11 protein-coding genes are annotated in these 13,750 nt (G+C 72.6%); 10 read left to right on the plus strand and 1 reads right to left on the minus strand.

Annotation, left to right across the window (positions count from 1 at the left end; translation table 11 throughout):
• The 6 genes from ACKUB9_RS11955 (at position 1) to ACKUB9_RS11980 (ending at position 7,385) form a co-directional block, all read left to right on the plus strand.
• Complete coding sequence (locus tag ACKUB9_RS11955) at positions 1 to 1,341, plus strand: lipopolysaccharide biosynthesis protein (protein WP_407522151.1); 1,341 nt, start codon at positions 1 to 3, stop codon at positions 1,339 to 1,341.
• 203 nt (positions 1,342 to 1,544) lie between these two features.
• Positions 1,545 to 3,608: an FUSC family protein gene (locus ACKUB9_RS11960; RefSeq protein WP_407522153.1), complete on the plus strand. Its 2,064-nt coding sequence runs from the start codon at positions 1,545 to 1,547 to the stop codon at positions 3,606 to 3,608.
• Entirely contained in the window at positions 3,608 to 3,811 is a 204-nt protein-coding gene (locus ACKUB9_RS11965; RefSeq protein WP_407522155.1) for a DUF1656 domain-containing protein, read from the plus strand. Before ACKUB9_RS11960 ends, ACKUB9_RS11965 begins: the two co-directional genes overlap by 1 nt.
• Positions 3,812 to 3,823: 12 nt before the next feature.
• Entirely contained in the window at positions 3,824 to 4,777 is a 954-nt protein-coding gene (locus tag ACKUB9_RS11970) for an efflux RND transporter periplasmic adaptor subunit (protein ID WP_407522157.1), read from the plus strand.
• A gap of 81 nt (positions 4,778 to 4,858) precedes the next feature.
• Complete coding sequence (locus ACKUB9_RS11975; protein ID WP_407522159.1) at positions 4,859 to 6,184, plus strand: MFS transporter; 1,326 nt, start codon at positions 4,859 to 4,861, stop codon at positions 6,182 to 6,184.
• A 145-nt stretch (positions 6,185 to 6,329) separates the two neighbouring features.
• On the plus strand, positions 6,330 to 7,385 hold the full coding sequence (locus tag ACKUB9_RS11980) for a GSU2403 family nucleotidyltransferase fold protein (protein ID WP_407522161.1): 1,056 nt from the start codon (positions 6,330 to 6,332) through the stop codon (positions 7,383 to 7,385).
• Positions 7,386 to 7,391: 6 nt separating this feature from the next.
• Here ACKUB9_RS11980 and cbiB read toward each other — a convergent pair whose 3' ends face one another.
• Complete coding sequence (gene cbiB / locus ACKUB9_RS11985) at positions 7,392 to 8,378, minus strand: adenosylcobinamide-phosphate synthase CbiB (protein WP_407522163.1); 987 nt, start codon at positions 8,376 to 8,378, stop codon at positions 7,392 to 7,394.
• A 12-nt stretch (positions 8,379 to 8,390) separates the two neighbouring features.
• Between cbiB and cobD the strand changes: the two genes are divergently transcribed.
• The 4 genes from cobD to glgX all read left to right on the plus strand — a co-directional run bounded on the left by cobD (position 8,391) and on the right by glgX (position 13,609).
• Positions 8,391 to 9,395, plus strand: a complete 1,005-nt coding sequence (cobD, locus tag ACKUB9_RS11990; RefSeq protein ID WP_407522165.1) for a threonine-phosphate decarboxylase CobD — start codon at positions 8,391 to 8,393, stop codon at positions 9,393 to 9,395.
• Positions 9,396 to 9,604: 209 nt separating this feature from the next.
• Positions 9,605 to 10,909 carry a KpsE/RkpR family capsule polysaccharide export protein gene (locus ACKUB9_RS11995; RefSeq protein ID WP_407522167.1) on the plus strand — a complete coding sequence of 435 codons (1,305 nt, stop codon included), beginning with the start codon at positions 9,605 to 9,607 and terminating at the stop codon, positions 10,907 to 10,909.
• A 49-nt stretch (positions 10,910 to 10,958) separates the two neighbouring features.
• Positions 10,959 to 11,225 carry a hypothetical protein gene (locus tag ACKUB9_RS12000; protein WP_407522169.1) on the plus strand — a complete coding sequence of 89 codons (267 nt, stop codon included), beginning with the start codon at positions 10,959 to 10,961 and terminating at the stop codon, positions 11,223 to 11,225.
• Positions 11,226 to 11,335: 110 nt separating this feature from the next.
• Complete coding sequence (gene glgX, locus ACKUB9_RS12005) at positions 11,336 to 13,609, plus strand: glycogen debranching protein GlgX (protein WP_407522171.1); 2,274 nt, start codon at positions 11,336 to 11,338, stop codon at positions 13,607 to 13,609.
• Positions 13,610 to 13,750: the final 141 nt, after the last annotated feature.

Below are 13,750 nucleotides of genomic sequence, written 5' to 3' on the forward strand. Positions count from 1 at the left end.
ATGCTCCTCGGCCTGCTTCCCGCCCCTCTGGCCGCCCGCCTGTCCCGGCTGATGCGGGGCTCGGCGGCACTCGCGGCGCTGCGCCTGGGCGGCGCGGGCTTCGGCTTCGCCGCCCAGGCCCTGCTCGCCCGAATCGTCGGCGCGGACGAACTCGGTCTGTTCTACGCCGCGACGAGCCTCGCGATCGTCGCCGGGCTCGTCGCCGCGCAAGGGTACCCGCAAATCGCCCCGCGCTTCGCCGCCCGCTACCGGGCGGCGGCCCGGCAGCCCCTGTTCGCCGCCTTCGTGACGCGCGCGGTCCTCGACGGCCTCACGGCGGCGCTCGCCTTCGGGGCGCTCATCGTGGCCGGCAGCCTGCTCTGGCCGGGGCTGCCGCCGCAGACGCGCGCCTGCGGCGTCATCGCCGGCCTGATGGTCGCGGCGACCACCGCGCTCACCACCTTCACGAATCTCGCGGGCGCGCTGCGCCTGTTCGGCCTGTGCTACGTGCCCGAGGGCATCGTGCGGCCGGCCTGCTTCCTGCTCCTCGTGGTCGGGCTCGGGCTCGCGTGGCCGGGAGTTTCGGGGGCGGTGGTGACGGGGCTCTTTGCAGGCCTCACCGGGCTCATCGCCGTGGTGCAATTCCGGCTGATGCGCCGCCACCTGCCGCCGTGGCGCCGCCCGCAGCCGGCGGAGCGGCGGCTCGCGCGCCGCTGGCGGGCCGAGGCGCGCGCGCTGGTGCTGCTCTCGCTTTACACCAACATCTTCGCCGATCTCGGCATCCTGTGCGTGGCGCCGATCCTCGCCCCGGCCGAGGTCGCGGTGTTCGGCCTGTGCCTGAAACTCGCGCTTCTCGTGGGCTACGTGGTGCAGGTCACCCAGCAGATGGCGGTGCCGGACTTCGCGGATGCACGCCGGGTGGGCGACCTCCCGGCCATGCGGCGCATCGTGCGCCGGGCGATGCGGCTGCCGACCGCCGCGACGCTGGGTGCCCTCGCGCTGGTTCTCCTCGCGGGCGAGCCGCTGCTCGGCCTGTTCGGCCCCGAGTTCCGGCAGGGCGTGCCCGCGCTGGCGATCCTGATCGGCAGCCAGTTGCTGCGGGCGCTCGCCGGCCCGAGCGCCCAGCTCCTCATCCTCACGGGCGCGCAGGGGCTCAACGCCCGCCTCAGCGTCGCGGCGCTCGCCGTCCTCGTGCTCGCCAACCTCGCGCTCACGCCCGCCTTCGGCGTCACCGGGGCGGCGCTCTCGGTGCTGGCGAGCTACGCCGCCTGGATCCTCGGCACCGCCGTGACGCTGCGGCGGCTCGGCGAGATCCGCACCGACGTGCTGGCGCTCTGGCCCGCCCGGATCGCGGCGGCGTAAGGCCAGGGCATTCCACCCTCGCCTGAAAGGGACACACCGGCCGCGCGGGAACCCCACTCCCGCACGGGAGAGGGGTTCCCCGCGCTCGACCGCGACCGGTCGCGAGGAACGCGCCGGTGGAGAACGCGGCGCCCGCTCCCTATCTGTGGCCTCATGCACTCCCGGATCGGCCCGGCGCCCGGCGGCGCGGCGAAGAGCGCGCGATGACGCTTCCCTCCTGGCGCGCGTGGCTCTTCGCCGCCAAGACCTGCGCGGCGGCTCTGCTCGCGCTCGGCCTCGCGCTCTGGATCGACCTGCCGCGGCCCTACTGGGCGATGGCGACCGTCTACATCACCGCGCAGGCGCTCGCGGGGGCGACGCGGGCCAAGGCCGCCTACCGGGTCGGCGGCACCCTCATCGGCGTCGCGGCGGCCGTCGTGCTGGTGCCCAACCTCGTTGCCGCGCCCGAACTCCTGACCCTGGCGCTCGCGCTGTGGACGGCGGGCTGCCTCTACCTCTCGCTGCTCGACCGCACCCCGCGCAGCTACCTGTTCATGCTCGGCGGCTACACGGCGGCGCTGATCGGCTTCCCAGCCGTCACCGATCCGGCCGCGATCTTCGACACCGCCGTGGCCCGGGCCGAGGAGATCACGCTCGGCATCCTCTGCGCCGCGCTGGTGTCGAGCCTCGTCCTGCCGCAATCCGTCGCGCCGGTGGTGGCCGGGCGCATCGCCGCGTGGCTGGCGGAGGCCGGCCGCTGGACCGGTGAGGTGCTGTCGGGCGCCGCCGAGGATCCGGAGGTGCGGGCGCAGCGCCTGCGCCTCGCGGCGGATGCCGGCGAGATCGACCTGCTGGCGGCGCATCTCGCCTACGACACCTCGGCGCAGGCGGCCGCCGCGCCCTGGGTGCGGACCCTGCGCGGGCGCATGCTGATGCTGCTGCCGGTCCTGTCCTCGCTCGACGACCGCATCCGGGCGCTGCGCGCCGTCTCGGGCCTGACGCCGGACCTGCGCGATCTCCTGCGCGCCGTCGAGGCGTGGTCGAAGGCCGGCGCCCCGCGCGAGGAAGAGCCCGTGCTGCAGGCCCGCATCGCGGCGGCCGAGCGCGGCCTGCCGCCGGATCCCGACTGGGCCTGCCTGCTGCGGGCGAGCCTGCTCGATCGGCTGCGCGAACTCGTCGCCCTGTCGCGGGATTGCCGCACGCTGGAGGAGCACGTCGCCCGCGGTGGCGGTCCCTTGCGCGAGACCCTCGCCTTCGGGGGGGAATTTGCCGCCCGGGCGCCGCTCCACCGCGACCACGGCATGGCCCTGCGCTCCGCCCTCGGGGTGGTGGTCGCCATAAGCCTGTGCACGGCACTGTGGATCGCCACCGCGTGGCCGGACGGGGCGACCGCCGCCATGATGGCGGCCGTGCTGTGCTGCCTGTTCGCCACCAAGGACGATCCGACCCCGTCGATCCTGGGTTTCGCGCAATGGTCGGCGGTGGCGGCCGTGGCGGCCGGCGTGCTGCTGTTCGGCGTGCTGCCCCGGGTGCACGATGGCGTGACGCTGGCGCTGGTGCTGGCGCCGCCGCTCCTGCTCTGCGGGCTCCTCATGGCGAACCCCACCACCGCCGCCGCCGGCACCGCGCTCGGCGTCAACGGCAACGCGCTCCTGGCGATCCAGGACCGCTACAACGCCGAGTTTTCCACCTTCGTGAATTCGAGCATGGCGCTGATCGCCGGCATCTGGATCGCCGCCCTCGTCACGCAGCTCACCCGCTCGGTGGGGGCCGAGCAGGGAGCGTGGCGGCTGCTCGCCGCGAACCGCCGCGACCTCGCGCGGGCGGCCGAGCGGCGCGGGCGGGGCGACCGCGTCGCCTTCGCGTCCCTGATGCTCGACCGGATCGGCCTCCTCGTGCCCCGGCTCGCCGCCGCGCCGGCGGAGAGCGCGCTGCGGCGCGGCGACACCCTGACGGAGCTGCGCGTCGGCATGAACCTCGTCGTGCTGCGCCGCGCCCGCCACGCCCTGCCGGCCCCGCTCGTCGCCCGCCTCGACGGGGTGCTGGACGGCGTCGCGCGCCACTACCGCCGTCCGCAGGGCACGGCCGACCCGGCCCTCGTCGCGGACATCGACGCCGCCCTGCGGCTGATCGGGGCCGAGCCCGGGCCGCAGGACGAGTCCGGTCCCAGGGACCGGCCGGAGGGCCGGCGCGACGCGCTGCTGGGCCTCGCCGGCCTGCGCCGCGGCCTCTGCCCGGACGCGCCGCCCTACGAGCCCCGTCCCGCCGGGCTGCGGGAGGCGGCCTGATGCCCGACATCGACCTCTACGGCGTGTTCGTGCCGGCCCTGCTCGTCTATGCGGTGCTGGCCTTCGGGGTCAGCCTCGTCCTGCGCCGCCTCCTCGCCCGGGCCGGGCTCTACCGCTTCATCTGGCACCGGCCGCTCTTCGACCTCGCCCTGACCGTCGTCTGCCTCGGCGCCATCGCGGCCGTGGCCGGGCGCCTGACCTGAGCCTCGCCTCCGATGTCCCGCTTCCTCCACGCCCTCGGCCGCTTCGCCGTCACCGGCGCGCTCCTCGTCCTCGCTCTGATCGTCGGGGCGGCCCTCTGGGACTACTATCTGGAGGCGCCCTGGACGCGGGACGGGCGGGTGCGCGCCGACGTGGTGGGCGTCGCCCCCGACGTCTCGGGGCTGGTCCGCGAAGTGGTGGTGCACGACAACCAGGCGGTGAAGCGCGGCGACGTGCTCTTCCGCATCGATCCCGAGCGCTTCGCCCTGGCGCTGCGGCAGGCCGAGGCGGTGGTGGCCGGGCGCAAGGCCACGCTGACCCAGGCCGAGGCCGACCTCGCCCGCTACCGCCAGCTCAGCGACAACGTGGTCTCGCAGCAGCGGCTCGAAGCGGCGCTCGCCACCGAGGAGGGCGCCCGGGCCGCCTACGACCAGGCGGTGGCCGACCGCGACCTCGCCAAGCTCAACCTCGACCGCTCCGAGGTGCGCGCCGCCGTCAACGGCCGCATCACCAACCTGGATCTGCGCCCCGGCGCCTACGTGGCGACCGGCCGGGCCGTGATGGCGCTCGTCGACGGCGACACGCTGCGCGTCGAGGGCTACTTCGAGGAGACGAAGCTCCACCGCATCCAGATCGGCGATCCTGTCAGCATCCACCTGATGGGCGGGGGCGTGGATTTGTCGGGCCGCGTCGAGAGCGTGGCCGCCGGCATCGAGGACCGCGAACGCGGCGCCAGTTCGAATCTGCTGGCCAACATCAACCCGACCTTCGCCTGGGTGCGCCTCGCCCAGCGCGTCCCGGTGCGGATCGCCCTCGACCCCTCGCCCGAGGCCAGCCAGCTGACGGTCGGGCGCACCGCGACCGTGGTGGTGCACCCCGCGGGCGGCCCCGAGCCGCGCCCCCTCGGCGCGCTCCGGCGCGGCTGGGAGGCGCTGAAGGGCAATCTGGCGGGGCTGCGCCGGAGCTGAAGGCCGCTTCCCCTGAGAGAGAACCGGCCCTAGTTCCTGCCACGAAGCCGGCGCCGCAAGCCGGCTCGGGAGGATCATCCCATGGCAGAGCAGGAGCTGGACGCGCTCGGCACCCGCACGGTGCAGCGGATCACCCGGCGGCTGATGCCGCTCCTCGGCCTGATGTACCTGATCGCCTACATCGACCGGCAGAACATCTCCTACGCCAAGCTGCAGATGGTGGGGGATCTCGGGCTGAGCGAGGCCGCCTACGGCCTCGGCGCCTCCCTGTTCTTCGTCGCCTACTTCCTGTTCGAGGTGCCGGCGAACGTAATCCTGGAGAAGGTCGGCGCCCGGCTGTGGTTCACCCGGATCATGGCGACCTGGGGCCTCATCACGATCCTGCTCGGCTTCACGCAGGGCACGGCGATGTTCTACGTGCTGCGCTTCCTGCTCGGCGCCGCGGAGGCCGGCTTCTTCCCGGGCGTGCTGTTCGCCCTCACCCTGTGGTTCCCGCAGAGCCACCGCGGGCGCATGGTCGGCTGGTTCATGATCGCGAGCGCGCTGGCGAACGCGGTCGGCGCGGCGATCGGCGGCGCGCTCCTCGATCTCGACGGCCTGCTCGGCCTGCGCGGCTGGCAATGGGTGTTCGTGGCGACCGGCCTGCCGGCGGTGCTGCTCGCCGTCTACGTCTTCGTCGCCCTGCCGGACGGGCCGCAATCCGCCCGCTGGCTCCCGGCCGACGAGAAGAAATGGCTCGCCGACGCGCTGGCCCGCGAGGCCGCCACCACCCCGCGCACCGACCATGCCAACCCCTTCCGGGTGCTCCTCGACCGGCGGGTGCTGATCCTGGCGCTCCTCTACGTGGCCTTCCCGCTCGCCGCCTACGGGCTGAGCTACTGGCTGCCCACCGTCGTGAAGGGTTTCGGGGTGTCCAACACCGTCAACGGCTTCCTGAACGTGATCCCGTGGGCGGTGGTGGCCTTCGCGCTCTGGTGGGTCCCCCGCCACGCGGCGAAGACCGGGGAGACCACGTGGCACATCGCCGGCCCGGCCCTGATCGGCGCGGCCGCCCTGACGCTCAGCGTCGTGGTGCCGGGCGCGGCCCTGAAATTCGTCTGCCTGTGCGTCGCGGCCGCCGGCATCTTCGCGGGGCAGCCGGTCTTCTGGTCGCTGCCCCCGACCTTCCTGCGCGGCGCCACCGCGGCGGCGGGCATCGCGGCGATCAACTCGGTGGGCAACCTCGGCGGCTTCGTCGCGCAGAACGCCGTGCCGTGGATCCGCGACCGCACCGGCAGCGATCTCACCCCGATGCTCTTCCTGGCCGCCTGCCTGCTCGTGGGCGTGGTGATGGTGTTCGTCGCCCAGGCGGTGCTGCGCCGCCCGGCCCCGAGCACCCCGTCCGACCTGACGCTGGCCGGGCGGTAGGGTGCTGCTACGACTTAAGTCACTGATATGGCGGCTATTATCCCCTTTGAATCAGTTTCTCGGCCTGAAAGGGATAACGTCATATTTTTCAATGCTTTGATGTGAGAAGCCGGTATCATGCCTCCGTCACGAACGGAGTCCGGCGGTGTCGTACGTCGAGTGGACGGGCGAGCAGGTGCGCCAGATGGTCGACACGGAGCAGGTCTTCGTGGCGTATCGCCTCGCGCGCAAGGAACTCGATGAACGCTTCGCGGGCGCCCTGTCCTGGAAGGCCGTCGGGGGACACGCGTACCTGTATCGGAAGAAGTCCGGAATCTGGAAGTCCGTCGGCGCGCGCAGCGCCGAGACCGAGAAGACCTACGAACAGTTCCAAGCCGGCCGATCGCGCGTCCGGGAGCGCGTGGCGAGGCTGACCGGGCGCCTCGACGCGATGGCGCCCGTGAATCGCGCGTTGCGCATCGGCCGCATGCCACAGGTGACGGGGCGGATCGTCCGGGCCCTCCGGGCCGCAGGCCTGCTGGGCCGGGCGATCGAGGTCGTCGGGACCAACGCGCTCTATGCCTACGAACGGATGGCCGGCGTGCGCATCGCCAGCGAATCCCTGGCCACCGCGGACATCGACCTCCTGTTCGATGCCCGCGCCCGGCTGAAGCTGGTTGCCGAGAGCGTGGCGACGACCGGCCTCGTCGGCCTCCTGCGCAAGGTCGACCGCTCCTTCGAACCGACGGGAGCGGGCAGTTTCCGGGCGGTGAACGCGGATGGGTACATGGTCGATCTGATCCAGCCGATGCCGACCGACCGGATGACGCGCGCGCGCCGCGGCCGGATCGGTTCGGCGGACGACGATCTCTCCGCCGTCGAGATCGAAGGGCTCGCATGGCTGGTCAACGTCCCGCGCCACACGACGACGATCATCGACGAGAAGGGCTATCCTCTCGACATCGTCGTGCCGGACCCGCGCGCCTTCGCCCTGCACAAGGCATGGCTCGCGCGACGCGGCGACCGGGATCCCGCCAAGCGGGGCCGGGATGCGGCGCAGGCCCGGCTCGTCGCCGACCTCGTCACCGCACGCCTGCCGCACCTGCGCTTCGATGATCCGGCCCTCAGTGCCATGCCGCGGGCCCTGCGCGCCCTCTCGGCCGACTTGGTGGCCGGCCCGGCCTCCGATGAGGACGAGGACGGTCTGACGCCCGGCTGGTGAGACCGGTCACGGCAGCGCGACGAACGCCGCCGCGAGGACCAAACCCCACAGGAGCCCGCAGGCCGTGCGGTAGAGGGCGAGCGCGCGGGTGATGTCGGCGGCGTTCGCCTCCGCCCGGCCGTCGCCCATCCAGTGGTCGTCCACCCGGGTGGCGCCGTAAATGCGCGGGCCGGCGAGCCGCAGACCGAGGGCGCCGGCCATCGCGGCCTCGGGCCAGCCGGCATTGGGCGAGCGGTGGCGGCGCGCGTCGCGGCGCACCGCCCGCACCGCCCCGCGGGCCGAGCAGCCGGGGTGCAGGAGCGCCGCCCCGATCAGCAGGGCTGCGGTCAGGCGCGAGGCCGGGAGGTTCACGAGGTCGTCGAGGCGGGCCGCCGCCCAGCCGAAGGCGGCGTGCCGCGGCGTGCGGTGGCCGATCATGCTGTCGGCGGTGTTCACCGCCTTGTAGAGCGCGCCGCCCGGCAGGCCGGCCGCCCCGATCCAGAAGGCGGGGGCGACGACCCCGTCGGAAAAGTTCTCCGCGAGGCTCTCGATCGCGGCGCGGCAGACCGCCGCCTCGTCCAGGGTCTCGGGGTTGCGGCCGACGATCATCGACACCGCCCGGCGTCCGCCGGCGAGGCCCCCGTCCGTCAGGTCCGCGGCGACGCGCGCCACGTGGTCGTGCAGGCTGCGCTGCGCCGGCAGGCTCGCGGCGACAAGGCCGCAGAGCAGGATCCCGGCCCCGGCCGCCTCCGCCATGAGGGCGAACTGGAGGGTGCCCGCCGCCACCGCCAGAAGGACGAGCGCGAGGGCGAGGAGGCCGGCGGCGTGGCGCAGCGCCGGGGCGGCCCCCTCGCGGTTGAGGCCGCGGTCGAGGGCCGCGATCAGGCGGCCGATCCAGGTGACAGGATGGCCGAGCGCCCTGTAGAGGCGGTCGGGATAACCGAAGGCCGCCTCCGCCGCGAGGGCGAGGGCGAGCACCAGGAGGCTGTCGGGCGGATGCAGCAGGGCGGGCATGGTAGGCGGGAGATGGCAGCTCAGGGACCGATCCGGCACGGGGGCGACCTGGGCGAGGCGCGCCGGCTCTTCCCCGACGCGCCCGAGCCCTGGATCGATCTCTCGACCGGGATCAACCCGGTCCCCTATCCGTGCCCGGCGCTCGAGGCCAGCCTGTGGCAGCGCCTGCCCGACCCCGGCGCCCTGCGGGACCTGGAGGAGGAGGCCGCGCGGGCCTATGGCGCCGAACCGGACCACGTCGCCGCCGCCCCCGGCACGCAGGCGCTGATCGAGGTGTTGCCGCGGCTGCGCGCGCGGAGCCGGGTCGTGGTGCTCGGGCCGACCTACGCCGAGCACGCATCCGCCTGGGCGCGGGGCGGGCACGCGGTCGCCGAGACGCGCGACCCGGCCGGGCTGGCGGAGGCCGAGGTCGCGGTGGTGGTCACTCCCAACAACCCGGACGGGCGGACGAGCGCCCGGTCCGACCTCGCGGCCCTCGCGGGCGGGTTGGCGGCCCGGGGCGGCCTCCTCGTCGTCGACGAGGCCTTCGCGGATCTGGAGCCGGTCGAGAGCCTGTGCGCGGCCGTGCCGGACGGGGCGGTGGTGCTGCGCTCCTTCGGCAAGACCTACGGGCTCGCGGGCCTGCGCCTCGGCTTCGCGGTGGCTCAGGCTCCCTTGATCGGGCGGATCCGCGCGGCCCTCGGGCCGTGGGCCGTGTCGGGGCCGGCCATCGCCATCGGGCGCGCCGCCCTCGCGGACGCGGCGTGGCGGCAGCGGGCGGCGCGGGAGCGGGGACGGGACGCGCAGCGCCTCGACGGTCTCCTGACCGCGATGGGCGGGCGGATCGTCGGCGGCACGCGGCTGTTTCGCACCGCCGATTTCCCGGATGGGCCGGGCCTCTTCGCCCGGCTCGGCCGGGCCGGCCTGTTCGTGCGCCGCTTCGAGGCCGCGCCGGACCGCCTGCGCTTCGGCCTGCCAGGGGACGAGGCGGCATGGCGGCGCCTCGCGGACGCCCTCCACGACCGCGCCCCGGCGTGACCGGGGCGACACGGCCGCGCCATCAAAAAGGCCCAAAAAACCGTGACCTCACGCGGGACCCGCAGGGCCCGTTCCGCCCCGTTCCCCCGCCCTATGGCGCGCTTCGTTGACCCTCGCCGGCGAGGGGCGCACAACCAAGCGTGGCCGTGAGCACGCGCCGGGGACGACGGGGCCGGGACGCCGAGCGGACGGAGGCAGGACGAGGCGGTATGAGCGTGGACGAGGTCAAGCGGCGCGACAGGCTCGGCAGCGTCATCGCCTTCGCGCGGCGCTCCCTGCCCGAACTGCGCCGGGACGCCGAGACGATCGAGCCCGTGGATGCCCCGAAGGGCCCGCGCCTGCTGCAGGTGCTGAAGCCCCTGCGCTGGACCCGCGTGCCGGCTGCCTCCGGGGAGGAACTGAAGCCCCCGAAGATCGCCGTGCGCCTCGTGCGCAGCTTCGGCCTGTTCGTCGGCCTGCCGACCGCGCTCATCGCCTTCTACCTCTTCGCCATCGCCTCGGATCAGTACGTGGTCGAGGCCCGCTTCGCGGTGCGCGGCGAGGTCGAGCCGGTCGGCGACGTCCGGCTGAACGAGTATTCGAGCCTGATCCAGAAGAACAACAGCCAGGACACTTACATCGTCCGGGAGTTCATCCGCAGCAAGCCGATGCTGGAGAGCGCCCAGGCAGCGCTCAACGTGGCCGGCATGTTCACGCGTCGCGAGGCCGATTTCTGGGCGCGGTATTCCGGCGAGGCGCCGATCGAGGAGCTGCTGAAGTACTGGCGCCAGCACGTGACGCCCCATATCGACCTGATCTCGGGCATCATCACCCTGAAGGTGCGCGCCTTCACCCCCGACGACTCGCTCGCGATCGCCAAGCACGTGGTGGGGCGCGCCGAGGCGCTGGTGAACCAGATCTCGGGGCGCGCCCAGGAAGATATGGTCCGCCACAGCCGCGAGGAGGTGGAGAAGGCCGGCGAACGCCTGAAGCGCGCGCACATGGCCCTCAACGCCTTCCGCAATCGCTGGGGCATCATCGATCCGATCAAGTCGGCGGAGGCGACGTTCACCACGCTGCTCACGCTGCGCAAGGACAAGATCAAGCTGGAGAACGACCTCCAGGTGCTGCGCTCCTCGTCGCTCGACGAGAAATCCCGGTCGATCCAGGCGATCGTGGCCAACGTCGCGGCGATCGACCACCAGATGAAGGTGCTGCAGGACTCGATCGCCAGCGAGGGCGTGGCGGTCGACGCGCCCAACGCCGCCAAGGCGCTGCTCGAATTCGAGAAGCTGCAGATCGAGCGCACCATCGCCGAGCGCCTGAACGAATCCTCGATCCTGATCCTGGAGCGCGCCCGCATCGCGGCGAGCAAGCAGCACGTCTACCTCGCGATCTTCGTGCCGCCGTCGATCCCGCACTTCTCGGCGATGCCGGAGCGCGGCCACGATCTCTTCGTGGCGTTCTTCTGCCTGTTCGTGGGCTGGGGCTGCACGTCGCTCCTGATCGCGGGCATCAAGGACCACAATCTCTGAGCAGGAGCCTGCTCTGACCAGGGGCCTGGACCCGGAGAGGGACGCCGCCGTGTCGGATTTCACCGACCTGATCGCCCGCGCGGTCTCCCCGTCGATGTCCCGCGCGGAGCGGGAGGCCGTCTACGGGGTGGTGCGCCAGGCCATGCGCCGGCTGCAGGAGCGCGACGCCCTCGACCCGGAGGATCCCCGCGCCCAGCTGCAGGCCCATTTCGTCGAGGAGACGATCTGGGAGGTCGAGGGGCTGATCACCCGCCATCTCGCCCGCCAGACCATCGACGCGGCCGAGCGCGAGAAGGGACCCGCGCCGCCGCCCTGACCGGCCGGCGGCCACGAAAAATCTCCCGCGCGCCGGGACCTTGATCCACGGCCGATGCGTTCCCCACCGTCAGGCTTCGCGCCCTCACGACGGATCGACCGGCCCCCGCCATGAACGTTCAGATCACGACGAAAGCAGCGCCGCCCGAGGCGGCGCTCATCCGCCGCTCGCGGATCAAGGAGGGGCAGCCGTTCCCCCTCGGGGCGACCTGGGACGGCCTCGGCGTCAATTTCGCGCTGTTCTCGGCCCATGCGACCCGGGTCGAGCTGTGCCTGTTCGACGACAGCGGCGAGACCGAGATCGAGCGCATCGACCTGCCCGAGTACACGGACGAGGTGTGGCACGGCTACCTGCCGGATGCGCGGCCCGGCACGATCTACGCCTACCGCGTCCACGGCCCCTACGAGCCCGAGGCCGGGCACCGGTTCAACCCCAACAAGCTCCTGCTCGACCCCTACGCCAAGGCGCTGGTGGGTTCGGTGACGTGGAACCCGGCGCTGTTCGGCTACGTGATGGAGAGCGGCGACGACCTCAGCTTCGACGAGCGCGACAGCGCCCAGTTCAACCGCAAGTGCCGGGTGATCGACCCGGCCTTCACCTGGGGACGCGACCAGAAGCCGGACGTGCCCTGGGACCGCACCATCTTCTACGAGACCCACGTCAAGGGCTTCACCAAGCTGCACCCGGCGGTGCCGGAGCGCCTGCGCGGCACCTATGCGGGCCTCGGCACCAAGGCGGTGCTGGACTACATCCGCAGCCTCGGCGTGACGTCGGTGGAGCTGCTGCCGGTCCATTCCTTCGTGAACGACAGCTACCTCCTCGACAAGGACCTCGTGAACTACTGGGGCTACAACACGCTGTCGTTCTTCGCGCCCGCGCGGCGCTACGCGGCGGTGCCGGACTTCGCCTTCTCCGAGTTCAAGGAGATGGTGGCGCGCATGCACGGCGCCGGCCTCGAAGTGATCCTCGACGTGGTCTACAACCACACCGCCGAGGGCAACGAGCGCGGGCCAACCCTCTCCTTCAAGGGCATCGACAACGCCTCCTACTACCGGCTGCTGCCCGACCAGAAGCGCTACTACATCAACGACACCGGCACCGGGAACACCGTGAACCTCTCGCACCCCCGCGTGCTGCAGATGGTGACGGATTCCCTGCGCTACTGGGCCACCGAGATGCGGGTCGACGGCTTCCGCTTCGACCTCGCGACGATCCTCGGCCGCGAGCCCTACGGGTTCGACGAGGGCGGCGGCTTCCTCGATTCCTGCCGCCAGGACCCGGTGCTCTCCTCGGTCAAGCTGATCGCCGAGCCGTGGGATTGCGGCCCGGGCGGCTACCAGGTGGGCGGCTTCCCGCCGGGCTGGGCGGAGTGGAACGACCGCTTCCGCGACGACGTGCGCGGCTACTGGCGGGGCGACGAGGGCCTGCTTCCGGCGCTGGCGGAGCGGATCACCGGCTCGGCCGACAAGTTCAACAAGCGCGGGCGCCGGCCCTGGGCCTCGGTGAACTTCATCACCGCGCATGACGGCTTCACGCTCAACGACACCGTCTCCTACAACGAGAAGCACAACACCGCTAACGGCGAGGACAACCGCGACGGACACTCGCACAACCTCTCGGCCAATTACGGCGTCGAGGGTCCGACCGACGATCCGGAGATCCGGGCGGTGCGCCTGCGCCAGATGCGCAACCTGCTGGCGACGCTCCTGCTCTCCCGCGGCACGCCGATGCTGCTCGCGGGCGACGAGTTCGCCCGCACCCAGCAGGGCAACAACAACGCCTACTGCCAGGACAACGCGATCTCCTGGGTCGACTGGACGGCGATCGGCCCCGAAGAGCGCGACCTCGCGGAGTTCACCCAGCGCCTGCTGACCCTGCGCAAGGCCATGCCGATGCTGGGGCGCGGACGCTTCCTGACGGGTGCCTACGACGAGGAACTCGGCGTCAGGGACGTGACGTGGCTCACGCCCGCGGGCGTCGAGATGACCCAGGAGAACTGGAACGACGGCGGCGCCCGCTCGCTGGCGGTGCTGCTCGACGGACGGGCCCAGACCAGCGGCATCCGCCGCCGGGGCTCCGAGGCGACCCTGCTGCTGCTGTTCAACGCCTACCACGACATGGTGCAGTTCACGCTGCCCGAGGTGGTGGGGGGCGATGCCTGGATGCGGGTGCTCGACACCAACCTGTCCGACTCCCAGGACCTCTCGCGCTTCGGCATCGGCGACACCTACGACGTCACCGGCCGCTCCATGCTGCTGTTCGCCCTGCGGCCGGCCGGGGTCGACCACGCCACCGAGACCTGGCGCTCCTACCAGCACGTCATCCAGGCCTTCGAGCGGGCGGAATCGGAGTCGGTGGCCTTCGCGACCGGCGAAGACGCCTGAGCCCCTGACGCAGGGACGAAAGACCGCGGCGCAGACTTGCGTCGCGGTCTCATCCATCTTCGTACGCTCCTGACGCCCCGTCTTGAGAATCCGACGCTTCGGGATACTTTCCTCGGTCTAGCGGCGAGCCGTGCGAGCACG

It is taken from the genome of Methylobacterium oryzisoli (assembly GCF_046557895.1).
GTDB lineage: Bacteria > Pseudomonadota > Alphaproteobacteria > Rhizobiales > Beijerinckiaceae > Methylobacterium > Methylobacterium oryzisoli.

Coding starts and splice junctions, on each gene's coding strand:
- ACKUB9_RS11955 (WP_407522151.1), top strand. CDS start 1: ATGCTCCTCGGCCTGCTTCCCGCCCCTCTGGCCGCCCGCCTGTCCCGG.
- ACKUB9_RS11960 (WP_407522153.1), top strand. CDS start 1,545: ATGACGCTTCCCTCCTGGCGCGCGTGGCTCTTCGCCGCCAAGACCTGC.
- ACKUB9_RS11965 (WP_407522155.1), top strand. CDS start 3,608: ATGCCCGACATCGACCTCTACGGCGTGTTCGTGCCGGCCCTGCTCGTC.
- ACKUB9_RS11970 (WP_407522157.1), top strand. CDS start 3,824: ATGTCCCGCTTCCTCCACGCCCTCGGCCGCTTCGCCGTCACCGGCGCG.
- ACKUB9_RS11975 (WP_407522159.1), top strand. CDS start 4,859: ATGGCAGAGCAGGAGCTGGACGCGCTCGGCACCCGCACGGTGCAGCGG.
- cbiB (WP_407522163.1), bottom strand. CDS start 8,378: ATGCCCGCCCTGCTGCATCCGCCCGACAGCCTCCTGGTGCTCGCCCTC.
- cobD (WP_407522165.1), top strand. CDS start 8,391: ATGGCAGCTCAGGGACCGATCCGGCACGGGGGCGACCTGGGCGAGGCG.
- ACKUB9_RS11995 (WP_407522167.1), top strand. CDS start 9,605: ATGAGCGTGGACGAGGTCAAGCGGCGCGACAGGCTCGGCAGCGTCATC.
- glgX (WP_407522171.1), top strand. CDS start 11,336: ATGAACGTTCAGATCACGACGAAAGCAGCGCCGCCCGAGGCGGCGCTC.